Origin of the sequence: Thiohalomonas denitrificans, assembly GCF_016841685.1 — a bacterium.
Taxonomy (GTDB): domain Bacteria; phylum Pseudomonadota; class Gammaproteobacteria; order Thiohalomonadales; family Thiohalomonadaceae; genus Thiohalomonas; species Thiohalomonas denitrificans_A.
Map to the genome: position 1 here is coordinate 33,546 of NZ_JAENYR010000014.1, position 22,225 is coordinate 55,770.

A 22,225-nucleotide genomic window follows, 5' to 3' on the forward strand; every position below is an offset into this window, starting at 1 on the left:
GCCCCGGCATGGGAATGGGTCCCGGCATGGGAATGGGCCCCGGCATGGGAATGGGAATGGGTCCCGGTATGATGGGTCCGGGCATGATGGGTCCGGGCTACGGCGGACAGATGGGCCCCGGCTACGGCGGGCAGATGGGTCCGGGCTACGGCGGACAGATGGGTCCGGGCTACGGCCAACAGATGGGCCCCGGCTACGGCGGGCAGATGGGTCCGGGCTACGGCCGGCAGATGGGTCCGGGCTACGGCCGGCAGATGGGTCCCGGTATGATGAATCCCGGCATGACGGGGCCGGGTATGGCCCCGGGAACGACAGCACCGGGCGAGGGTGATACGGGCACAGCAGATAACCAGTAGTATCTCGAGATAATCCAGAAGCCGGTCCCGATTTCCGGGGCCGGCCTCCTGCAAGAGTCGGGAGAGGAGAAGCTATGTGGTGGGATAACATGCACGGTTACGACGGTGGTTTCTGGCCGGGCTGGCTTTTGATGGTGCTGTTCTGGGTTCTGGTGATCCTCGGCATTATCGCCGTCATCAAATTTCTGCTGGCGGGGACCAGTCGCAATGCCGCCATCGACATCCTGAAAGAGCGCTATGCACGTGGGGAGATCAGCAAGGAGGAATTCGAAAAGATGAGACGCGAACTGGAGTAGGTCGCCTGCCGAAGGGCAGCCAGGCGCATAGCTCGAAAAATTCGACCATCCGTGCTGGCATTTCCGGGAATGGCTGCTATTTTTAATAGTGCCTAACCATCAAAGCTGGACCTTGCCGGGTGGTCTCCCCAAGACCACCCTTTTTTTTCTGACGCGACGAGGCTCCCCTGTCGGAATACAGACACAATACCGGTACAGCAGAGTGTCGCATGCCGGAAGAGGCTTTATCGCCAAATTCTGCTCCCTTCAGACAGAATAGCCTTGGGTCTCGGGGGAAATTCATAGAAGGAAGCCGAAAATATCTGAACGATTACCTTTCCAGCAGAAGATTTCTTATCCGAACTGATCCGAATCTTTACCGGGGGTATTGGAAGAAACGGCGAAGACTTCGACCCTGTTTTTTCCGGAAGTCTTTGCTTGATACATGGCTTGGTCGGCGGCCAGTATCAATTCCTCGAAATCATCGAAGAGGCATTCTGGAAAACTGGCCACACCAATACTAAGGGTGGCCTGCCGGTCCATCCCCGGATATCGGATCTCGCGAGCCTGTCCGCAGATACGGTCTGCTGTCCTCCGGGCCTCTTGACCGTTCGTTTCCGCCAAGAGCACAACGATTTCCTCCCCTCCATAGCGTGCAACCACATCCTCTTTACGAGCGTTTTCACTGAATATTTCAGCGACGCGACATAGAACCTCGTCACCGAACTCATGCCCATAATTGTCATTGATACTTTTAAAGTCATCGATATCGGCCAGCAGTATCGATATCGGTGTGTTGTGGCGCACGCTACGCGCCCACTCCTGCTCAAGCCGGCTATTGAGAGACCGGCGGTTATGAAGCCCGGTCAAGCTGTCCTTGATCGACAGTTCATGAATTTTCTGATGCATCAACGCATTGTCCAACGCCAGGGAAATCTGGTCTGCCAAGTAATCGAACAATTGCCATTCGTCCTGACTGAATGCCCTCAAGCTTCCCAGGACCAGCACTCCCAATACCTGATCTTGGTAAATGAGCGGGATATGAGCCACCTCTTCCGGAACCGCTGTTAGAAAGCCCACATTAACACCCAGTATCTCCGTATCTTCCGTGAACTTGAGCACCAGGGTAGCGGCATCCTTGGCTGCCCGGCCGACATAACCCTCACCTTCCTTGAAGGTCTCGAGGTCGGTGGTTGTTCCATACTGCGCCCTGGGTTCGAAAACTCTGTTTTCCTTGTTCCAGAGGTAGAGCACACCCAGCTGAGAATCCGTCACCGCAACCACAATTCGAAGGGTCTGATCCAATAGGTGATCCATATCCATAGTCGACATAAAGAGCTTGGAAACTTCGTTATGTTTCTTGAATCGACGCTCTCGCCTGCATATGCCATCCGCCATTTTATTGAACATTTCCCCCAAATCTTCCAGCTGATCGCCGGTTTCCAGATTGACCCGGGTATCCAGTTCGCCACCTCCGAATCGATGCATGGCCTTATTGAGGACTCCCAGGGGATAGGTGATGTCGTGGCGAACGAAAAAAACCGAGACGAGCGCCACTACCAAACCGATAACCGAAGTAATGCCGATGGCCTTGGCTATCAAATTGGTCACCGCAGAACCGGCGTCCATCAAGGGGGTTCCGATTCCAATCGCACCGATGATCCGATTATGGCTATCACTGATAGGCTCGAAGGCCGCTGTAATCCTGATCCCGGCAATGTTCAACTCAGACCTGAACGGTTTTCCAAGTTCAATCTTCTCCTTAAGCTCGGTCGGCATCACCTGCCCCCATGCCCAAATGTTTCTGGGCATGGAAGTGGTCGCATGCAACTGGAACGCTTCCCGCGGATTGCCGGCAAAAAGGGCAAACTCCACCCCGAATCGGCTGTAGATCGTATTGCCCAACCAGGAATCCCCACTCAGCAAAATCCCTGCCACAAGAGCGCCGATAACCTCTTCGCCATTGTGTACAGGGGCAATTGCATAGCGCACGATAGCTGGCTCTTTAATGGCATTGGTAAGCTCCGCATCTTCACGGACCAACAGGTCAACACTGACCAGTTCGTTGGCACTGTGCGGTTCTCCACTCATCAAGGCATTCGACAGTACGTTCCCCAGTGTCATCGTGTCGCCGCTCTGCCCGTTACGTCGGCCCAGCACTTTCTGATTCGAGTCCACTGCGGCCAGAAGGGCGACATGGGGATTCCGCTTCCCGAACTCCAGGAGCAAATTCTGTAGTTCACCGGAGTTAACGCCGGCCATCGCAGTCTTGACCTCTGGACGATGGGCGTATTGCGAAAGCATTTTCTCCAGCATCTCCGTGCGTTTCTCAAAAATAGTGACGGCTCCCTTGAAGTGCACGTTTGCCCGACTGGCAACTTCGTCTTCCAGAACCGCTCCGAAAAAGTGCGTCAGAAGAAGAGCAAGCGCTGAAACAGGTAACCAGAAGACGAGCGAGAGGGCTATCAGGGTTTTGGTTCCGATACCGAACTTCAGTCGAAAGGCATGCATCCATCGAGCCTTAACTTTGTTTTAGTAGTTGTGAGTTTAAACCTGTTTAGAAACACTGACTAGAAAATACATGCTCACGGATTAGCCATCCAAACGATGAGATGGAACAATTCTTAGAGTGTATGAAAAGTAAAAGCTGGACTTTTTTTAAAAAAAATCTCAAACAAAAATCGAGCCAGTTAATATAATAATATAAGCAAACAATAAAGAATAATTATGGGTTTGACAAAATATTTTATAGGCCCATAATCTGGCGCCTAGCATCTCTTTACGTGATGTGTTCATCGATTGCCCCATCAAATAGTCCTTCAAAAAGAGACGAAAGCAGGCAGGGGCAATCGAATATTGGATAAATTCTAAAAATCATCATTTGTTGCCTAACACAATGCATAAACGATCGGTAAAGCATCATGACCCTATGATTCTTGTCGGCGCGGTGGTTACTGCCGTTCTCATGGCAGGCTGTGCGTCGTCGCCTACCCCACAGGCGGATACCAGCGGTCTGGTATGGCCTGCCCCTCCCGAGGACCCTCGCGTCCGTTTCGTCGCTCAATACCATAGTCAGAAAGACCTGAGCGGAACGGATTTCAAGGCAAAACTACTCGGTACTGCTGACCAGGTACCCGGGCTTCGCAAACCCTACGGCGTCACGGCCAGCCCCGATGGCAAACGCATTTACGTAACGGATACCGAATTGCGCGCACTGATGGTCTTCGACCTGGAGGCAAAAAAGCTGCAACGGTTCAAGACTGATGCCCGGGGTGGTCTGATATCACCCATCGAAGTGAGAACGGACAGCCGCGGTCGGGTCTACGTCACCGACTCGGTACACGCCAAGCTCAACGTCTACTCCCCCGAGGGACGAACACTGCTGTCGCTGGGCGGCAGTGGGCAACTCCAAAGGCCCACAGGGTTGGCACTCGATGAGACGCGGGAACGCATCTATGTCAGCGACACCAAACGCCATCGCATCGTCGTTTACGACTTCAATGGCGAGTGGGTGCGGGAGATCGGCGAAAGGGGGGATGCACCCGGTCGATTCAATTATCCGGTCAATCTGGCGGTTGATAACGAAGGTAACCTCTACGTTGTCGACACCGGCAACTTTCGGGTGCAGGTGTTCGGTCCCGACGGCGAATACCAGCGCGACTTTGGACAACTTGGCGACAGCGTGGGCAGCATGGCGCGGCCAAAGGGTGTCGGGCTGGATAGCAAAGGGCATGTGTACCTCGCGGATGCCGCCTTCAATAACTTCCAGATCTTCGATTCCGACGGAAAGATTTTGCTGTTTGTGGGGGGCACGGGCAGAGGCCCGGGACAGTTTTGGCGCCCCACCGGGATCTACATCGATTCAAACGACCGGATCTATGTAGTCGACTCCGCCAATGCCCGGCTGCAGATCTTCCAGTACCTGGGAGATAAGGAGAGGGGCAGGGATGAACCCTCCGCGGATAAAAACAAGGAGACAACTTAGGAGCTGTTGCCCCGCGACCGGTGGTCGCGGATTGAATATAAAAGAATAGGGGGAGGTGCCATTATGGCGTTAAAAAAGAAAGTATTATGGTTAACCGTCGGTCTCGTGGGTGTGATGCTGACGGCCGGTAATTGCGCACTGGCGGAGATCACCGGCTCCGCGCACGACCTGTCGATGGGGACTTCGGGGACAAACACTATCTATTCCAGTGACCAGCAGGAGATCTGCGTCTTCTGTCACACCCCGCATAACGCCCTGAAGAACGATTCCATTCCACTCTGGAACCATGAACTCTCCACCCAAACCTATGGGGTTTATGGTAGCCCGACCTTCGATGGAACCGATATCGCGGAGATTGGTGGCGCGGATGAAACGACCGCCACGGTGAGCAATCTCTGCATGTCGTGCCACGATGGTACCATCGCCATCAACTCCTTCGAAAACAACTCCAATACCTGGCCGACGACCACGATGGTAGGGACGGATGCAGGCGACGTAATGCCGGCCCTCTCGTCCGCCAATCTGGGGACCAACCTGGGTGACGACCACCCGGTCAATTTCACCTACGACACGACACTGGCCACCACTGACGGTTCGCTTGTCGACCCGACCGATGCCGTTGGATCGGGACTGACCAACGCCAAACTGTTCAACAGCAAACTCCAGTGCGCCTCCTGTCACGACCCGCACGACACCACCAATCCGACCTTCCTGCGTGCCAGTATGGACGGAAGCGGCCTTTGCAAGGAGTGTCACACCAAGTAGACACCCGCCCGGTGGCGCGCCGCGCCACCGGGTCATTCTGATGCTGCTCAGAAAAAGAACCGCTTCAGCGGTCTGATCTTCCGTTTTTGCCAGGCACTCGCCACCCGAATCCAAAATGGGGGTGCCGCTTTTGCAAGGGGTTCCAGCCAAGATGCGGCTCGGGAGAGTCCTACTCGTCTTAACGATGCTGTTTCCGTTCGCCATCAGAGCTGCGTTTCTCGGCGATTATACCAAAGGCCGTTTCACTCTCGGCGGCTCTCTGGGCATCAATCAGGAAGACTATACCCGCACGCTGAATGGTTCGGAGATATCGCGCCGTGAACTGGAAAAGGAAGCCGCCATCGATATGGCGGGCTTTATCTGGGACCCGCGGTTTCTTTCGTTCAGTACCGGAGTGACGGTGACTGACATCGATACCGAGACCTCAGGCGAAGACACCGATCGCCAGGCGGTCGGTTACCACCTGGAAACCACCTGGTTCGGGAATCGTGATCACCCACTGAATATCTTTGCCCATCGAAGGAAAAACAGCGTGGCGAATTTTAGTTCACCCTCCTACGACCTGACCACGGAACGCTATGGCTTGGGCTGGGGTTTTCAGCGCCAGCTATTGGGCAATATCAAAGCGCGTTTCGAGGTGATCGAGTCGCAATCCGAAAGCTCCGAGGTCGACAGGGATGAAACACGGGAGATCGTTGAATTCGAGGGAAAGCGCCAGATTAAGCGGGAAAGCGGCAGCCATTCCAACATCACCTACGGGTTTCGGGAAATCGATTCCGAAGATAGCGTGTTGGGTACCGCCGCTCGGCAGCGAGATTGGTATGCCTACGACCGAACCGAGTTTGGCAAAACCACGAGCCTGATAAGCAGTATCAAATATTACGACCGGGAAGACGTTTGGTCGAACAGCGACGAAGGGATACCCCTACAGATCGAAAGCAGCTTCATGAATGCCAGCTCCAGCCTCCGAATGCAATCATCCGAGCTGCTTCGTCAACACTATTCACTGGCCCTGAGCCGTAGCGACAGCAACACCTCGGAGTCCAATCGGTATGACTTGCGCGGAGGAGTCGTTTACAACATCGCTCCCCACTGGGAGCTAGAAACCGATGTGGGTCTCAATGGCGGCGATTACCGAAGTGAAACCACCCATGCTGAAGACCTGTTCGCCCAACTCGAGGCGGGGGTTCGCTACAACCGGCACTTCGAATCCATCGGCGTGCGGGCCGGCTATAGCGCGGAATATGGCTCGGAACTGGAGAGCAACGATTCCGATGGGCGAGGGGATACGACGGCACAGACGGCCAACCTGGGTCTATCCCGCCGGACAAATGTTTGGTGGGAGGATGCCATCGATTATCGGGTGAGAACGGAAGAGGGCGAGCACAGCAATCGCGAACACACTATCCACTACTTGGCCACAAGTCGACTCGGACCTTCCGATCAACTGCGTTTCACGGCCGACTGGCGCCACTACAAAAGCGACTACCTTTTGATCCGGCAAAAAACCGAAGACCTTCGCTACAAGGCGGACTGGAACCATCGACTCGGAGCCGGCAACACCTTTTCGCTGGGGCTGGGCCATACGAAAACCGAGAGTGGTGATTCGGCGGTGGAGCGGAGTTTTGTCCAGGGGCGCGTAGGCCTCTCTCCGAGACAGTTCCGTCGTCTCCGGTTTAACGGTTCGGTTCATTTTGAAAAGGAAGTGCGTCTGGATGTGGAACGTACCAATCTCCGGGCAGAGGCCAGTGTCGTCTATCCAGTCGGGCGATGGGAGACCCGGGCCGTCTATCGGTATCGTGAATACGATGATGAGAACACGGACTTTGGCAGTTCATTGGACGAGCAGTCGATCATGTTCTATCTACGGCGGCATTTCGGGATTCGCTTCTAGTCATGCATACACGTTGCTTCATAACCGTGGCCACGCTGTTTTTTTTCAACCTTCCTTTTCCGGGAAGTGAATGGGTGCATGCGAATCAGAATCCCGAGCGGGCAGTGCTTTGGATCAAAAATCTCAACACCGAAATAGTTGTTCCACCGATAGTAAGCCAGGGCGTCATTTATCTGGCTGATCAGCAGGGCGTGGTTTCGGCACTGAGTACCAGGAATGGTCAGCTGCTCTGGCAGACCCGAGTGGAAGGTTCTGTTTCCGTTGCAGCGTGTCTCTACCAAAGCTTTCTCTTGATCGCGACCAAGTCGGGGCGGTTGGTCGCACTGGATGCATCGACTGGGGCATCTCGTTGGAGCTTTACTGCCGGGGGGCCGATTCTCTCCGCACCGGTGGCCGATTCGGAACGGGTCTATTTTGGCGCACATGATCTGAACGTCTACGCACTGGCAGCCGACAGCGGGAATCTCGAGTGGCGGGTCCCGGTTGAAGGCTATAAATATGACGGCCTCTATGCAGCGCCGGAGCTGGATGATCAATGGCTCTATATAGGGGTCAAAAACGGCCTTTTGTATGCACTGGATAAAAACACTGGCGTTCGGCATTGGCGAAGCCAACTGAGGTCGGCGATCTATGACCGGGTTTTGCGACTGGATGACTCACTGATAGTGGGCGCTTATGACCGCTCCATTTACCGCCTCGATGCCGCCGATGGATCAGTCGAGTGGCGTACAGAGCTCAACGACTGGCCCCAAGGCACACCGTTGCCGCATCGGGATCACCTCTATATCGGCTCGCGCACGGGAATACTGTATGCCCTGGAACCGGCTTCCGGGCGCATTGCCTGGTCGAAGCCACTGGCGGCGGGTTTCAGGCATGCACCGGTCCGCATCGATGATGAAAGGGCAATCATCGGCAGCTTCGACGGTCGCTTACTGATTTTGGATCTCGACAAAAGGAGCCTTTTATCGACGGTTGACCTGGGGGCGGAGCTTTTCGCGAAACCGGTGGTGACCAGAGAGGGTGTATTCATAGCGAGCCGGGACGGCCGCGTTTTCAAACTCGACCTTCGTTAGGAAAAGCAGTGGCATGCGGCTATTGATTCTCGTCGTTACCGGTTTTTGGGCGATTCATCCGGGCGGGCTTTGGGCCGCCGAGGAGGATCTGCTCAACGATCCTGAACGGGTGAGAGTCCTTCTGGACAGCAGCGAGCTGGATCCGGCGCAAGTCCCCAACCCGCACTGGCGAGAGGAGGGCTGTCCAGCCTGTCACCAGGGAGGAGAGGAAGGAGCACCGGCGTTGCGCACCGATGATATCAATCGGTTGTGCAACAGCTGCCATAGCACAGCCGCTGTTGGTGACTATATCCATCCGGTCGGAATGAAGGCCCATTCCGATTTTTTGTCACGCATGCCGCCCGATTTTAAAGAGGCGATAACGAGAGGGGGTAATCGAGTGACCTGCATCACCTGCCATGACTTGCCGATGCAGTGTGATACCAGCCGGCGTGACGAGGGCAACTTGAATCCACGTTTCTTTCGTGGCGGCCCCTATCAGGAAAGGACCGACCTCTGCTTCAACTGCCACAACCCCAAAAAGTACGAACGTTACAACCCCCATGATCAGATTAATGATCAAGGTGAACTGGACCTCGAACGCTGCTATGTGTGCCACAGCGTGATGCCGGAACGCAGCCATGCCAAAGGTATCCATGATGTGCAGTTCAATCTGGTGGATAAACTCGAACAGTTGTGCACCGGCTGCCATCCCTGGCAACCGCATCCGGGTGGAGGATGGGCCAGTTTCGCCTCGGGTTCCACAAACGGAAAAGGACCTAACCATTTGGTCGTTCCGACCGAGGAAATTCGCCGCAATCTGGAACAACATGAAAAGCAAAACAACATTGCCATGCCGCTCGAGCCTGCAACCGGACGGGTGTTTTGCGCAACCTGCCATAACCCTCACGAACGAGGAGTTCAGTATCTGCATCGCGCTGATAAAGGGGCTGATGGCGTCAGGCGTCTGCGCCGGGGACAACATGAAATATGTGATGCCTGCCATGACAAGTAAACGTAATACCCCCGGCTGGGTATTGGTTGTTAGCCTGGCTTGTTATAAGATTTTTTGTAAAAGCCATAAAGTTAATAAATAAGTAAATTGTAATGCGCAAACTTATTAAAAATTAAAGGGGGGTTCTGATGAGCAATGGGGCAAGGTACTGGATGGCATTACTTCCGACACTTCTGCTCTGGCCGATTTTGGCTGGGGCCTTCGAAGATGATGAAGCCTGCCTGATGTGCCACAAATACCCGAAGATGGGCCGAATCACAGACGAAGGTATTCAAAAGTCCTATTACGTGGTCCCGAATACCTTTTCACGCACGGTGCATCGCAATGTTCCTTGCCGAGATTGCCACTCCTATATCAAACAGCTTCCCCACAAACCGGTGGAGGAGGGGGTGCGCTGTGACAGCGAATGCCATTCCGTACAAAACCCGTCGACGGGACAACCCTTTAGCCATAAACCCATCTACAACGCGTTCAAAGAGAGCGTGCACTCACGCGAAAAGGTCGAAGATGACCGGAGCGATGCAGACAAGCCTTATTGCATCACCTGTCATACCAATCCTCTTTATAACGAGTCTGAAGAGACACCTCCCAAACATATTGTCGATCGCTGCGTGGTTTGCCACGAGGACGAGAAATTTGCCAACAAATGGTACAGCCACACCAGCCGCCGAATCCGAGAGGTGAAGCGCTCTTCCCAGGAAATTGTTGCACTGTGCAGTACCTGTCACGGCGACGAAGAGATGGTCACACGCCACAGAAAGGCCGCTGAGAAAGAGGGTCGCGAGTTGGGTAAGAAATTCCCGATCGCTGTTGAATCCTACCAGGACAGTTTTCACGGCAAGGTGACGAAATATGGCAGTACTGATGCCGCCAACTGTCTGGATTGCCACGCCTCGGCCAAAAACTATTACATGAGCGTGCACGAATTGCGGCCTTCCAGTGATCCCGAGTCCCCCGTTCACAAGGACAATCGCGTAAAGACCTGCAAACGTTGCCATGAGACCGCTGACGCCAACTATGCCGCCCTGGATCCGCATCCAAGCAATAACAAGGAAGATAACGCATTCAATCACTATGCCGAACTCCTCTATAACATCGTCGGCAACGTGGCTTTGGTGGGTCTGGTCGGGATGGCGCTTTTTGAAACCGTTGGACGCCGCCGTGATGGGGCAAGCTGGCGTTTCATGAACGGCACTTCCTGGCGTCGTCGTCGTCGTTTCTAAGAAAGAACCAGGGGAAAAACGACCTATGAATTTAACTGCTGAAGCGCGCTCTGTTCTGAACACAGCCATGCGCCAGAATCACACTTCGCAGAAAGAGGCAGGCGATATCGAAGAAGTCGTTGCCATGCTTCCGCACGACAGGAAAGAGCTTTACCGGAATGTGGAGTCAAATCCCATCGGGGATTTGCCACGCTATTCGTTCCATATCCGGGTCCAGCATTTGCTGACCTTCACGACCTTCTTGTTGCTGGCATTTACCGGGCTTCCCATCCATTACCACGACGCATTCTGGGCTCAGCCGTTTAACGACCTGCTTGGCGGTCTTCCGGTCACACGCATCATCCACCGGACACTCGCAGTCATAATGGTGCTGTCGATGGTGTATCACGTATTCACCCTTGCCTTCGGGTCCATGCGTCGGATTTCCGAGCGTCGATTCTCCATTCGAAGGACGATCATTCCGACTTTCAAGGACATTCGCGATTTTCGCGACGACATGCTCTATTTCGCGGGACAGCGCCCCGAACGTCCGGAAATGGACAAGTTCATGTATAAACAGAAAATCCACTATTTCGCTGCTGCATTCGGAAACATGGTAATGGTGGTTTCCGGATCAAGCTTTCTGTTTCCTGAGATGTGGGCAAGTATTCTGCCAGCTGAATATGCCTCTCACTTTCAGGAAATGATGCGGCTTTCCCACCCTCATGAGGCGCTACTGGCACTTCTCGTCATTGCCTTTTGGCATTGGTATAACGTGCATCTCTCTCCCGGCCGTTTTCCAATGCAATGGACCTTCCTGACCGGAAAAATCACACGCGAGCACCAGATCGAGGAACACTTTCACGAGTATTTGCGCTGCCTGGTGGAAATGCCCGAAGAGCGGCGGATTATCAGAGCCATGATCGTTGAACGAGGCCTTGCTCTGGATCCCGATTTAATCCGGGATGGCATAGCTGAATCGGAGGTGACCGAAGGACAATCGGAACCGGAACTGCTGGAGACTTGATATGCAGAAAGCGTTGACTCGGGGGCAGAAGCTCCTCGCCTACTCAGCACTTGGCATGGTCCTTTTGTGGACGGTCTTTGGCGGCTTCGTCATCTGGCTGCTACTTACGAAACCGATCGATTGAGGCCAAAAAAATGGATAACCTGGTTCAAATCAATGAGATTTTCATCGCCCTTGCGGTGATACTATTTGTGTTGTTTGCCATCGCCGTACTGGCCGTTATTGACCAGAAGGCGAAAATTCCTGGCAAATTAAAAACCGATGCGTTTTCAATCGCAGGGATTCGGCAGAACCACCCAATCTGGGCCTGGCTGGTCTCGGTTTTCCTCTGGATCATTATCATTACTCTGGCCGCCAGCTCTGTTTATCGTATCGCACGGGAAAAGTGGGAGCCTCCCACTGAAGAGAAGAGCCTTTTCGAAACGCTCGATAAGCAAGAACTGGACGAAACCATTCGGCACTTTCACAATTCACCCGTCGAGGCCCCCTATTCGAAAGGTGTGCAACCCGTCTGCTACTCCTGCCACGGTGAATTTCCACATTCTGCCAAGCCGATGGTGCGCACACTTCTAAACATGCACACGCAATTTGTCGGATGCTTAACCTGCCATGCGGACGCTGAAAAAGTCCCTGAAGGACAACTTCGGCTACGGTGGCTGAACTACTCCGGAATCCCGGTATCCGGTCCACCGTTCGGCACCGATGTGGAACCCAGGACCGGCTCATTGGTGGAGACGGATGACTATTTTTCGAAAATCGTGCCTTACCGGATTATGCCGGACGGGAAGGAAGCCCTTTTGGAAGTCACTGAAGAATCAGAACAAGCCAAGGAGTTTCTCCAGGTACGAATTGACCTTTCTTTGAAGCAGCAGAGCGTGATAAAGAAAAGGTTTCACAGCCTGGTCAATCCAAGGGGACGGTTCTGCACGCGCTGCCACACCTCTGAAAAAGAGAGCTATGTGCCGTTCCGTGCGCTGGGCTTCTCCGACAAGCGGATCTCCTCGCTGACTAATCTCAATATCGTCGGGATCGTTCAGAAATATAAGAACTTTTATATCCCGACTATTTTTCACGACGATACCGACGATGCAACCCGTGAGACTCTGGTAGGAAAACGGGTCTACGTTCCAAGTCCCACATCCGATATGAAAGAGGACCCGCGGGCCTGGTGGCGAGACGCCTATGACAACGAATAGGGTCAGATGCATTTGGGGATGTGTTCTGGCGTTCGGACTGGCCACCCTGAGGAGCGAGACCGTTGCCATGGAAATCCCGATGCAATCAGCCGAATTGCAGTTGCATCTGGAACAAACGAAGGAGGGTCCCCTCTCCCTGCCATCGGATGTCGAAATCGGCCCGCTTGGCCGGGTATGGGTGGTCGACAGTGGGAATCATCGGCTCGTTGCCTTCGATTCCGATGGCCTGTTTCTGTTCACCGTCGGGAAACCCGGCAATTCGGAAGGGGAGCTACAGGGGCCGTTGGGGCTCGGGATCGATCAGGATGGCAATGTATATGTGGCAGATGCCGGCAATTTTCGCATACAGGTCTTTTCTCGTGAGGGAAAATTCATAGCCGCGCTGCCATTGGAGGACAGGGATGGACCGATTCGGCCAGCTGACGTAGCGGTCGGAAAAGGGGGGGCTCTATTCATGACGGCAAACACCCGGCACAAGGTCTTCAAACTGAACCCTGACGGTAGGCCAATCACCTCTTGGGGAAACGAAGGCATAAGCCAGGGAGAGTTTCGCTACCCCGCGACCATCGTCGTTAACAAAGGACTGGTCTATGTGGTGGACGTGCTAAACACCCGGGTGCAAATCTTTGATGAAAAGGGAAAGTTTCGATACCAAATCGGTGATTGGGGCGTAAGCCCCGGACAACTCTTTCGTCCCAAAGGGGTCGCTGTCGATGAAAATGGCAGGGCCTACGTTTCCGATAGCTATATGGATCTGGTGCAGGTCTACGGCAGTGGATACAAATTCGACCATGTGATCGGCAAGAGCGGAACCATTCAACAATTTACAGCACCCACCGGGCTTGCTATCGATTCCGCAAACCGGCTCTATGTCTGTGAAATGCTGGCCCACAGAGTCTCTGTCCGGCAATTGCAGTGATGGTAGAACGCCCCATGAATCCGACGGCGGCTTGCTGGCTATTGCTTTTTGCACTGATAACAACCTCGTTCGCGTCGGAGGCGGCGAGGGATATTTCCCCCAAGCGCGAGTGCTCGATCTGCCATGTGATGTGGCTCAACGAATTCAAGAAAGAAGATGCTCCGACGCTAATTCCCTATGAGCCACTACCGGTGGTCGACACGGGAAAGCAGGATGTCGTCTCGACGGAGCGCATGTGCTTTTCGTGCCACGACGGCTATGTCATGGATTCGCGCTTCGCCTGGGAAAACCGGGAGCATTTTCATCCGGTAGGAGTAGAGCCTCCAGCGAATATCAAGATACCTAAAAAGGACGGCAAGGATATCTTTCCCCTGAATGAAGACGGGAAAATTTACTGCGGAACCTGCCATAGCGCCCACGGCATCGACTGGGAGGAGACGTTTTCACCCCTGTTCCTTCGCGTTCAAAACAGAGATTCGAGTCTCTGCCTCGCCTGCCACCTTGATCGTAGTACCGGACCTGCGGAAGGAAATCATCCGGTTTATAAACCCCTCGACGCATTACCGGAAGCCCTGAAAGAGGGTGGAGCCAAATTTGGTTCGGATGACGATGTGATCTGTCAGTCCTGTCACCGAATCCACGGCGCCGCCGATGACAAACTGTTGATGGTGGACAACGATCAGTCCCAGCTTTGCGGAACCTGTCACTCCGATCGATATGTGCACAGCAGGGAACAGGCCTCTCTGGCCGGGAACCACCCGGTCAATATCCGTTCCGACAAGGTAAAGATACCCGGTTCACTGCTTGAACAAGGGGCAAAGTTGGGGGATGAGGGAGAGATCATCTGTCAGACATGCCATCGTCCGCATCATGCCGAGAAAGATGCCTCGATCCTTGTCTCCCGCAACGATGAATCCTCTCTCTGTATAAGGTGCCATACCGAACAGAAAACGATTTACGAAACCAAACACGATCTTACTCCGCTCTCAGGAACCGGTGACGGACAAAAAGGGGTTTGCGACGAGTGTCATGTACCGCACGGCGGTCAGGGACCCAAAATGTGGGCGCGCCCGCCGGGGGAGAGTGACGATGCCGTGGCCGCCACCTGCCTCAGTTGCCACCAGGACGACGGAATGGCGGAACAGCATCAGGTTGGGCAGCACAGCCACCCGGTCGGCCGGGACATGAATCGAATCGATAACCAGCTGGTACTACCGGGCTATACGGCTTCGGGTGTGCAACAGGAGCAGGGGGGAAAGGTGTCTTGCCCCAGTTGCCATGACCCCCACCGCTGGGATCCCCAGAACCCCGAGGATCGCGGCTCCGGCACCGAGGCCGGAAATGGCAGCAATCGCTTCCTTCGCGTACGCCATGCCGAAGATGGCGCACTCTGCATGAGTTGCCATTCGGACAAGAAAAAGCTTGCCGGCTCGCCCCACGATCCGAATCGGATCGCAACAGAATTTCCGGACCGCGCCGCGCTGCTGCCGCAATGGACCAATAGCTGTAACTCCTGCCATCGTGTCCATAACGGCAATGGACCTCGCATGTGGGCCCTGGATCCCGAAGAGGGGGTCGACCCGGTTTCATCCACCTGTCTGAGTTGTCACCGCGAGGAGGGGATCGCGGGGGCCCGAACCATTGGTGAGCACACCCATCCGATTGACACCCCGATTCAACGCATCGGCATCCTGGCGAGCGCCGAACGTTGGATCGCCAGGGTAACGAACCTGTTTGAACGCTCACCGCTCATCGTTCTGCCTCTTTTCGACAAAGGGGGAGATCGAACCGAACAGGGCGGCCGCGTCACCTGTGCGACCTGCCACGACCCGCACATCCACACTACTGGTGAGTCGGAGCGGCAAGCACGGTTTCTGCGGATTCCCGACGACCGCGAGGCCTCTCTGTGCCGAAACTGCCATACGGACAAGGCACAAGTGACCCTGTCCAAACACAACCTGAATATCACCGCTCCCGAAGCGACCAACGTCGAGAGGGAGACGGTCGGTGAGAGCCACGCGTGTGCAGCCTGCCACCTGCCTCACAATGGCTCCGGGGCAAAGATGTGGGCAGGCATCATCCGTTCCGAAAACGATCCCATGGCGGAACTCTGTTTGGGATGCCATGAGGAAGGCGGGGTAGCTGCAGGAAAAAAGGTAGGCGAACACAGTCATCCCTGGCGGGTGGATATGGAGTCGGCGGACCTGGACACGCAACTTCCCTTGTTTCGGGATACCGGTGAGCGGGATGCGCATGACGGACGTGTCAGTTGTGCAACCTGCCACGACCCGCACCAGTGGCGTCCCGGTGAACCCCGGGATGAGTCGGGAGCGAGTGCCGACGTGGAAGGCAACGGTCGAAACAGTTTCCTGAGACTGCCGACCGCCATCGACTCGGAACTTTGCATCGAGTGCCACGGGGACAAGCGCTGGGTACGTGGCACCGATCATGATTTGGCGGTGACCTCACCCGACGCCAGGAATGCTCAGGGCCAAAGTGTCGAATTCAACGGCGTCTGCAGCCAGTGCCATACACCCCACAATGCCACCCTGGAGAACCGTCTCTGGTCAAGAGCACCGGGTCCCGGGCAGGACGCCATGGAAGAGCTCTGCCGCAGCTGCCATTCCCATGGCAAGCTGGCCGCCAACAAACAACCCGGACGCGCCAGGCATCCGGGTGATGTAAAGGCCGTTTCGACCGAGGGTGGTTGGCCACGCCCCGGTCAGGATCACGGCGGCACGTTCCCGGTTTACGATGCCGAAGGCAACGTGGTGCGCCAGGGCGTGATCTCCTGTCCCACCTGCCATGACCCCCATCGCTGGAGCGTATCCGCCGAAGCGGAGGGGCCGGGCGAGAACCGGGAGGGCGATGCCCGTAACAGTTTCCTTCGCAGCAAGAGTGCCTATGGATTGTGCACGAACTGTCACGGCATGGATTCGCTGTTTCGGTATAAATATTTCCACGGGGAGTCGTCTCGCGCTCCCCACCGGCTTTTCCGCTAGGTGCGATGATGCATTCGAAAAGATTCTGGCTCGTGACGATGCTCCTGTTGAGTGCGGCCTGGGCTGCACCGATCGCCTCTGCCGCTGAGACGCCCGATCCGGATGGGGAAAATCTGGTCTGGCCGCCAGCCCCCCAGCCTACCCGTATTCGTTTTCTGAACTCGATCGCCACTCCTGAAGATATCGGGCGAAACAAGGGGTGGTTTCGCCGTGTTTGGGAATTTGTGCGGGGCCCGGTAACAGAGGAGATGCGCAAACCGATGGCGGTGACCGCAGACACACGGCGCATTTATGTGGCCGACCCGGCGGCCAAATGCATTCACGTCTTCGACGAAGTGGATGGTGACTACGAGCGCTGGGAACGGGTCGGGGATGACCAATGGACCTTTCCGTTTGGCCTGGCCAGTGACGGAGAGGGCACGCTCTATGTCGTGGACAGTGGACTTCGCGCCGTGTTCGCGCTCGACAGCGACGGTGACGTTCGGCGCCGTTACGGCGGGAAGGAGCTGGCACGCCCAACCGGGGTGGCCCTGGATGCGAAACGCGGCCGGCTTTACGTTACCGATACCCCCGAACACAACATCAAGGTTTATGGGCTCGACAGTGGCGAACTGATACAGGTGATCGGCGATAAAGGAACCGAACCGGGCCAATTCCGGTATCCCAGCTATCTGAGCATCGACGCGGAGGGCCGCCTGTACGTCACCGACGGACTCAACGCACGCATCCAGGTACTGTCGCCCGAGGGCGAGCCGCTCAACACCATCGGGCAATTCGGTGACGGCAGCGGCGATTTCGTCTCACCCAAGGGGGTTGCCGTCGATCGTGACGGGCACGTCTACGTCACCGATGCCGGCTTTGATAACGTCCAGGTATTCGATCGGCAGGGGCGTCTGCTGATTTATTTCGGGACAACAGGACAGAGCAACGCCCATTTCTGGATGCCGACAGGGGCCTACATCGACGATAGAGGACGAATCCTGGTCGCAGACTCCTATAACCAACGCGTGCAGGTTTTCCAGTACGTGGGGGAGGGGAAATAGGCCATGAGAGCAACGTCGATTGTCTGCAAGCTCCTGTTCGTGCCGCTTCTGACGGCACTCGCCGGCAATGCCGTGGCGGGAATCGCCAACACCAAACACAATCTCTCCGCCGGCGGCACGGAAAGTTCCTACACCGCCACGAGCGAACAGCAGCTCTGTGTATTCTGCCATACGCCCCATAATGCGCAGCCCGACACCCCGCTCTGGAATCACACCGAATCGGGCGCCACGTACACGCCCTACACCAGCACCACTCTGGTGGCCAACCCCGGGCAGCCAACGGGAACCAGCAAACTCTGTCTCTCCTGTCACGACGGCACGGTGGCCATCGGCAGTGTGCATGACCTGCCGTTCAGCGAGGGGAGTGGTGCCGGGGTGATCAGCGGCCTGGAGTCGACCCTGGCCGGTGAAAACAGTCTGGACACGGATCTCAGCGACGACCATCCGATCTCTTTCGTCTACGACGACACATTGGCGATCAACAATACCGAACTGGTGGCCCCATCCGTTCTTTCCGGCGATATCCAGCCAGACCACAATGGCGAATTGCAGTGCTCCAGCTGCCACGACCCACACAGCGATACCTACCCCAAATTCCTGCGCGCCGACTTTACAGACGCAGCAGGCTATGGCTCGCCGCTCTGCCGCACCTGCCACGACAAGTCGTACTGGTCCTCGGTAGCCGATATGTCACACCGGGAATCCACCAACCAGTGGGACGGGACCGGCACCAATCCGTGGCATATTCCGGGCCACAACCTGCCTAACGATCCGGACTCCACGCCCAAGGCGAATGGCTGTGAGAGCTGCCATAAACCCCATAGCGGGGGTGGCGGTCGCCTGCTGCTCAAACATGACGGAGAGGCGGGTGTCTGCCTGACTTGCCACAACGGCAGCGTCGCGCAGGGTTCCAAGGACATCGATACCGCTTTGAACAAAATGTACGTTCATCCCGTGAAGGACCCGGCCTATGACGGGCGCCATACAACAGAGCGGGTGGGTCCGGGGACCATTCGCGAGGATGCCGCCAACCTTGCCAACCGCCATGCCGAGTGCCCCGACTGTCACAACCCCCATGCGGTCTCCGCGGGCACCTCGCCCAACGTCGGCGATCTCGGTGGCACGAACAATCTGGCGTCCAATGTACTGAAAGGGAGCTGGGGCGTCGAACCCGGTTGGCCCGGCCTTTGGACGGATGTGACCACCTATACGGAAGTCGATGACATTCAGTATCAGTATCAGTTGTGCCTGAAGTGCCACTCCTATTATGCGTTCGGCCTGAGCCCGCCCCTGGATCCCTACAACGAGATCGGAGGTGACGGCAAGCTGACCGACCAGGCCAAGGAGTTCAATCCCAACAACAAGTCCTATCACCCGGTGGTCGCTCAGGGAAAGAACGATTTTATCGCCTTCGATGGCGTCGACTACTCGGGTGCCCTGATCAACGGCATGACGCCCGCCAGTCAAATGACCTGTGCCGAGTGCCACTCGGACAGTCAGGCAGTGGACGGTCTCAAGGGACCGCACGGCTCTGACGTCTGGCCCATCCTCTGGGCGCCCTACGACTTCACTACCGGCATGACGGGCACCGAAAACCACCTCTGTTTCAAGTGTCACGATCAGCAGGTGTACGGTGGCGGCAGCTATAGCCCCGGGTCGGAAGATCAGACAGGCTTCAGTGGACGCAGCCAATTCCAGAGGAAGAACCTGCACAACAAGCACATCGCCGTGCGCGATATGCCATGTCTGGCCTGTCATGCGGCCGTCCCCCACGGCTGGAAGCGGCGCGCCTTCCTGGTATACGGCACCGGCACACCGGACCCGGAACCGTACAACGCTCATTACCGCCATGAGATCAACGGCAGTACGATTTACGGCCTCAACTCCGGCATCGATCTGGATGCCATCGAAAGCGGCAACTGGCAAAAAAGCGATTGCCATAGCGCCAGCGATGCTGGCACCAGTGGAGTCACGGGTGTGGGGAGCTGCAGTTGGTGAGGTACCTGAAGCTGGCAGGGTCGCACCGCCTGGCCGCAATCCTGTTGGGAGCGACCGGACTGGCCGCTGTGCTGGGAGGAACACTGCCCCAGTCCGCCAGGCTCTCTCCCCAGGAGCGGCAGGGTTGGGAGACGGAGTGGAGCGCCGCCTCCAGCTGGCTGGACAGCCTGCGCCTGTCGGACATCTTCGGTTCCATGTGGTTTACGGCACTGATGGCATTGCTGTTCGCCAATCTCGCTATCGGGACCGGGTTGTGCCTCCATTCGCGCTGGAGTATCTCACGAAACGCCGCCGCGCGCCGACCGGCTACGCTCCTGGTGCGCTTGAGCGGTCTGCCGCTGCTGCATTTTGGGCTCCTGGTGGTTATCGCTGGCGGCTGGTGGAGTGCAACCGAGGGTTTCGGCGCGCACCTGGAACTGACCCGGGAGGAAGTCTATGCCGGGGATCCAGACAAGCTGGTCATCGCCCGCGGAAACCTCGGATCGTTTCCCGCCCGGGTGCGCCTCGACGACACGGACATCGCAGTGGATGAAGAGGGCCGGATTCGGGAAATGAAGGCCGCCTTCACCTACGAAATCGGTGCCCACTCACCCCGTCGGGCAGAGGTCCGAGCCAACCAGCCCCTGGAGCTGGATGGGTACCGGCTCTTTCCCAACAACTCTTTCGGCTACACCGCCATCCTCGATCGGCTACTGCCGGATAGCGGACACCGGCTGATGCTGGTGAATTTCAAGGCCGGGCGTTCCGATTGGGGAAAAAGCTGGGAATTCGCCCGCCAAAAGCGCCTGGAACTGTCGGATTCTCCACCGAAGTTTCTCCGCATGACGCTCTCCGGTCCGGAACAACCCCGGTTTTCACTACAAGGCAGGGAGGGGCTCGATGAGCAACTGCGTCCGGGCGAAGAGGTCGACCTCGGTCCCTACCGGCTGCGGTTTCGCGGCATTGCACCGTGGATGGGATTCTACCTGGCGAGGGATAGCGGACAGGGCGTGGTTTTTGTCGGGATCCTGTTGACCCTCGCCGGTTTTCTCCTTCACCTGACGCTGCCATATCGCTGCACGGCGTCCGAGAGTGGCCGAAGGCTACCGGTCGCAGCGAGGCCCTCGATAGGCGCGGCCCACACCGGGAAACCGGGCTCGGGTGAGGTAATCCGATGTTAGGCACAACGCTTCAGGTATTCTGCGGCGGGGCGTATCTGGTCGCGGCCGGGAGCTTGCTCTCAAAGCGTGGCTTCCGGTGGGCTATAGGGCTGACAGGTGTCGCGGCCCTGATACATCTCGGACTCATCGTGGGGCGCTGGGTCGAGAGCGGGCAGTTGCCCATTGTCAGTCGCTATGAGGATTTCACGGTCGATGCACTGGTCACCGTACTGCTCTACCTTCTCCTGCAGTGGCGCTGGTCGCAGTTGCGCCGGCCGGCTGCCCTCGGCCTGATCTTCTCCGGCCTCCTGACACTCGCCGCACTCAGCTATAGCCGACAGACCTTTCCTCTCGGACCGGCATTGCAGACCGAATGGCTCCTGATCCATGCGCAGCTGAACAGTCTGGCAGTAGCCGTAGCCACTCTGACCGCTTCGGTCACCATTCTGCGCAACGAGGCGGTCGAACAACTGGGGCGATGGCTACTGCTCTGGAGCCTCTGGCTCTGGTCGGCCATGGTGGCGGCCGGCTCCTACTGGGCAAGCCTGGCATGGGGCCGGTTTTGGGCCTGGGACCCCGTCGAAAGTTGGGCATTGGCCACACTGCTGGCGTATGCGGTGGTTATACACCTGCAACGCAGACCTCGTACCCTGCGCTGGACGCTGGTGCCGTATGGCCTGCTGCTTTTTACAACCTACGGGTTGCTACTGATGATGCACAGTCTCCACGGCAGCTACCTGTTTCAATGAGGAGAATCTTCGGGATGTTTCGTCTAAAACCGTTAACTGTTTTGATCGCCCTCGCGGCGTTGGCCGGTTGTGGTGATACGGACCAGCCGGCGGCACCGGCATCTCAGTCCAAACCGGTCAAGGTCATCACCGGCAATGAACAACTGCCGAGCGACCATCCCTCCATTCCCGAGCTCTCCGTCGAACCTGGTTCGCCAACGGCCGATATCGAGGAGGTTGCCATGCCGCGCCAGGGCCCACCGGTTGTGGTTCCCGATTCGGTACGCGGCGAATGGTCGGCCGTTCATCTGGCGCTTACCGACAAAGAGGGCGAGCGCAGCGAAGTCCGTGCCGAACTTGGGGAAGACCTGGAACATGCGATAGGCGGCCTGAACCTTCGTGCCCACTCGTTTCTCCCGTCTTATATGAGTGATAACGAGCAGATCACCAGCAGCTCAAACGAACTGGCCAATCCTGCGGTACTCGTTGCACTGTCGAGGGACGGACAGATCATCAACGAAGGCTGGGTGTTTCGCGATTACCCCCAGTTCAACACATTCGCCAGCCATTGGGTACAGGTCGAACTACTCGAAGCCGAGCCGGCCGATCCGAAGAAACGGTAAAAGGGG

Annotated in this window: 17 protein-coding genes and 1 pseudogene; 17 read left to right on the forward strand and 1 reads right to left on the reverse strand. The window is 56.5% G+C overall.

Features of this window, described 5'->3' with window-relative positions; genetic code table 11:
• Both Q7L05_RS04765 and Q7L05_RS04770 read left to right on the forward strand, forming a co-directional pair.
• Positions 1-356, forward strand: a pseudogene (locus Q7L05_RS04765) (hypothetical protein); the annotation flags it as partial.
• Positions 357-430: 74 nt separating this feature from the next.
• A complete protein-coding gene (locus tag Q7L05_RS04770; RefSeq protein WP_303902726.1) occupies positions 431-652 on the forward strand; it encodes an SHOCT domain-containing protein in 222 nt (73 codons plus the stop codon).
• 333 nt (positions 653-985) lie between these two features.
• On the opposite strand, the gene Q7L05_RS04775 is transcribed toward Q7L05_RS04770, so the two are convergent.
• The gene (locus Q7L05_RS04775) at positions 986-3,142 is read right to left on the reverse strand and encodes a diguanylate cyclase (RefSeq protein WP_303902729.1); all 2,157 of its coding nucleotides are present in this window, start codon (positions 3,140-3,142) and stop codon (positions 986-988) included.
• Between the two features lie 418 nt (positions 3,143-3,560).
• Here Q7L05_RS04775 and Q7L05_RS04780 point away from each other — a divergent pair, with 418 nt between their 5' ends.
• The 15 genes from Q7L05_RS04780 to Q7L05_RS04850 all read left to right on the forward strand — a co-directional run bounded on the left by Q7L05_RS04780 (position 3,561) and on the right by Q7L05_RS04850 (position 22,219).
• Positions 3,561-4,616, forward strand: a complete 1,056-nt coding sequence (locus tag Q7L05_RS04780; protein WP_303902732.1) for a 6-bladed beta-propeller — start codon at positions 3,561-3,563, stop codon at positions 4,614-4,616.
• A gap of 63 nt (positions 4,617-4,679) precedes the next feature.
• A complete protein-coding gene (locus Q7L05_RS04785) occupies positions 4,680-5,381 on the forward strand; it encodes a cytochrome c3 family protein (protein WP_303902735.1) in 702 nt (233 codons plus the stop codon).
• Positions 5,382-5,565: 184 nt separating this feature from the next.
• On the forward strand, positions 5,566-7,275 hold the full coding sequence (locus tag Q7L05_RS04790) for a hypothetical protein (RefSeq protein ID WP_303902738.1): 1,710 nt from the start codon (positions 5,566-5,568) through the stop codon (positions 7,273-7,275).
• A 2-nt stretch (positions 7,276-7,277) separates the two neighbouring features.
• A complete protein-coding gene (locus Q7L05_RS04795) occupies positions 7,278-8,348 on the forward strand; it encodes a beta-alanine-activating enzyme beta-propeller domain-containing protein (RefSeq protein ID WP_303902741.1) in 1,071 nt (356 codons plus the stop codon).
• 13 nt (positions 8,349-8,361) lie between these two features.
• A complete protein-coding gene (locus Q7L05_RS04800; RefSeq protein WP_303902743.1) occupies positions 8,362-9,342 on the forward strand; it encodes a hypothetical protein in 981 nt (326 codons plus the stop codon).
• 128 nt (positions 9,343-9,470) lie between these two features.
• Entirely contained in the window at positions 9,471-10,565 is a 1,095-nt protein-coding gene (locus Q7L05_RS04805; RefSeq protein WP_303902746.1) for a multiheme c-type cytochrome, read from the forward strand.
• Positions 10,566-10,590: 25 nt separating this feature from the next.
• Positions 10,591-11,571, forward strand: coding sequence for a cytochrome b/b6 domain-containing protein (locus Q7L05_RS04810; protein WP_303902749.1), 981 nt, complete (start codon positions 10,591-10,593; stop codon positions 11,569-11,571).
• Between the two features lie 134 nt (positions 11,572-11,705).
• Positions 11,706-12,767 carry a multiheme c-type cytochrome gene (locus Q7L05_RS04815; RefSeq protein WP_303902752.1) on the forward strand — a complete coding sequence of 354 codons (1,062 nt, stop codon included), beginning with the start codon at positions 11,706-11,708 and terminating at the stop codon, positions 12,765-12,767.
• Between the two features lie 79 nt (positions 12,768-12,846).
• Positions 12,847-13,686, forward strand: coding sequence for an NHL repeat-containing protein (locus tag Q7L05_RS04820; protein WP_303902754.1), 840 nt, complete (start codon positions 12,847-12,849; stop codon positions 13,684-13,686).
• 14 nt (positions 13,687-13,700) lie between these two features.
• Positions 13,701-16,688: a cytochrome c3 family protein gene (locus Q7L05_RS04825; RefSeq protein WP_303902757.1), complete on the forward strand. Its 2,988-nt coding sequence runs from the start codon at positions 13,701-13,703 to the stop codon at positions 16,686-16,688.
• Positions 16,689-16,726: 38 nt separating this feature from the next.
• Complete coding sequence (locus tag Q7L05_RS04830) at positions 16,727-17,731, forward strand: hypothetical protein (protein WP_303902792.1); 1,005 nt, start codon at positions 16,727-16,729, stop codon at positions 17,729-17,731.
• Between the two features lie 3 nt (positions 17,732-17,734).
• Positions 17,735-19,729, forward strand: a complete 1,995-nt coding sequence (locus Q7L05_RS04835) for a cytochrome c3 family protein (protein ID WP_303902760.1) — start codon at positions 17,735-17,737, stop codon at positions 19,727-19,729.
• Entirely contained in the window at positions 19,726-20,889 is a 1,164-nt protein-coding gene (locus Q7L05_RS04840; protein WP_303902763.1) for a cytochrome c biogenesis protein ResB, read from the forward strand. Before Q7L05_RS04835 ends, Q7L05_RS04840 begins: the two co-directional genes overlap by 4 nt.
• Positions 20,883-21,617 (forward strand): cytochrome c biogenesis protein CcsA, encoded by a 735-nt coding sequence (ccsA, locus tag Q7L05_RS04845; protein WP_303902766.1) that lies wholly within the window; start codon positions 20,883-20,885, stop codon positions 21,615-21,617. Before Q7L05_RS04840 ends, ccsA begins: the two co-directional genes overlap by 7 nt.
• A gap of 14 nt (positions 21,618-21,631) precedes the next feature.
• Positions 21,632-22,219 carry a hypothetical protein gene (locus Q7L05_RS04850; protein WP_303902769.1) on the forward strand — a complete coding sequence of 196 codons (588 nt, stop codon included), beginning with the start codon at positions 21,632-21,634 and terminating at the stop codon, positions 22,217-22,219.
• The last annotated feature ends 6 nt before the right edge of the window (positions 22,220-22,225 follow it).

What these genes read in the sequence shown, in the direction of transcription:
- Q7L05_RS04770 (WP_303902726.1), top strand. Translation starts at nt 431, where the DNA reads ATGTGGTGGGATAACATGCACGGTTACGACGGTGGTTTCTGGCCGGGC.
- Q7L05_RS04775 (WP_303902729.1), bottom strand. Translation starts at nt 3,142, where the DNA reads ATGCATGCCTTTCGACTGAAGTTCGGTATCGGAACCAAAACCCTGATA.
- Q7L05_RS04780 (WP_303902732.1), top strand. Translation starts at nt 3,561, where the DNA reads ATGATTCTTGTCGGCGCGGTGGTTACTGCCGTTCTCATGGCAGGCTGT.
- Q7L05_RS04785 (WP_303902735.1), top strand. Translation starts at nt 4,680, where the DNA reads ATGGCGTTAAAAAAGAAAGTATTATGGTTAACCGTCGGTCTCGTGGGT.
- Q7L05_RS04790 (WP_303902738.1), top strand. Translation starts at nt 5,566, where the DNA reads ATGCTGTTTCCGTTCGCCATCAGAGCTGCGTTTCTCGGCGATTATACC.
- Q7L05_RS04795 (WP_303902741.1), top strand. Translation starts at nt 7,278, where the DNA reads ATGCATACACGTTGCTTCATAACCGTGGCCACGCTGTTTTTTTTCAAC.
- Q7L05_RS04800 (WP_303902743.1), top strand. Translation starts at nt 8,362, where the DNA reads ATGCGGCTATTGATTCTCGTCGTTACCGGTTTTTGGGCGATTCATCCG.
- Q7L05_RS04805 (WP_303902746.1), top strand. Translation starts at nt 9,471, where the DNA reads ATGAGCAATGGGGCAAGGTACTGGATGGCATTACTTCCGACACTTCTG.
- Q7L05_RS04810 (WP_303902749.1), top strand. Translation starts at nt 10,591, where the DNA reads ATGAATTTAACTGCTGAAGCGCGCTCTGTTCTGAACACAGCCATGCGC.
- Q7L05_RS04815 (WP_303902752.1), top strand. Translation starts at nt 11,706, where the DNA reads ATGGATAACCTGGTTCAAATCAATGAGATTTTCATCGCCCTTGCGGTG.
- Q7L05_RS04820 (WP_303902754.1), top strand. Translation starts at nt 12,847, where the DNA reads ATGCAATCAGCCGAATTGCAGTTGCATCTGGAACAAACGAAGGAGGGT.
- Q7L05_RS04825 (WP_303902757.1), top strand. Translation starts at nt 13,701, where the DNA reads ATGAATCCGACGGCGGCTTGCTGGCTATTGCTTTTTGCACTGATAACA.
- Q7L05_RS04830 (WP_303902792.1), top strand. Translation starts at nt 16,727, where the DNA reads ATGCTCCTGTTGAGTGCGGCCTGGGCTGCACCGATCGCCTCTGCCGCT.
- Q7L05_RS04835 (WP_303902760.1), top strand. Translation starts at nt 17,735, where the DNA reads ATGAGAGCAACGTCGATTGTCTGCAAGCTCCTGTTCGTGCCGCTTCTG.
- ccsA (WP_303902766.1), top strand. Translation starts at nt 20,883, where the DNA reads ATGTTAGGCACAACGCTTCAGGTATTCTGCGGCGGGGCGTATCTGGTC.
- Q7L05_RS04850 (WP_303902769.1), top strand. Translation starts at nt 21,632, where the DNA reads ATGTTTCGTCTAAAACCGTTAACTGTTTTGATCGCCCTCGCGGCGTTG.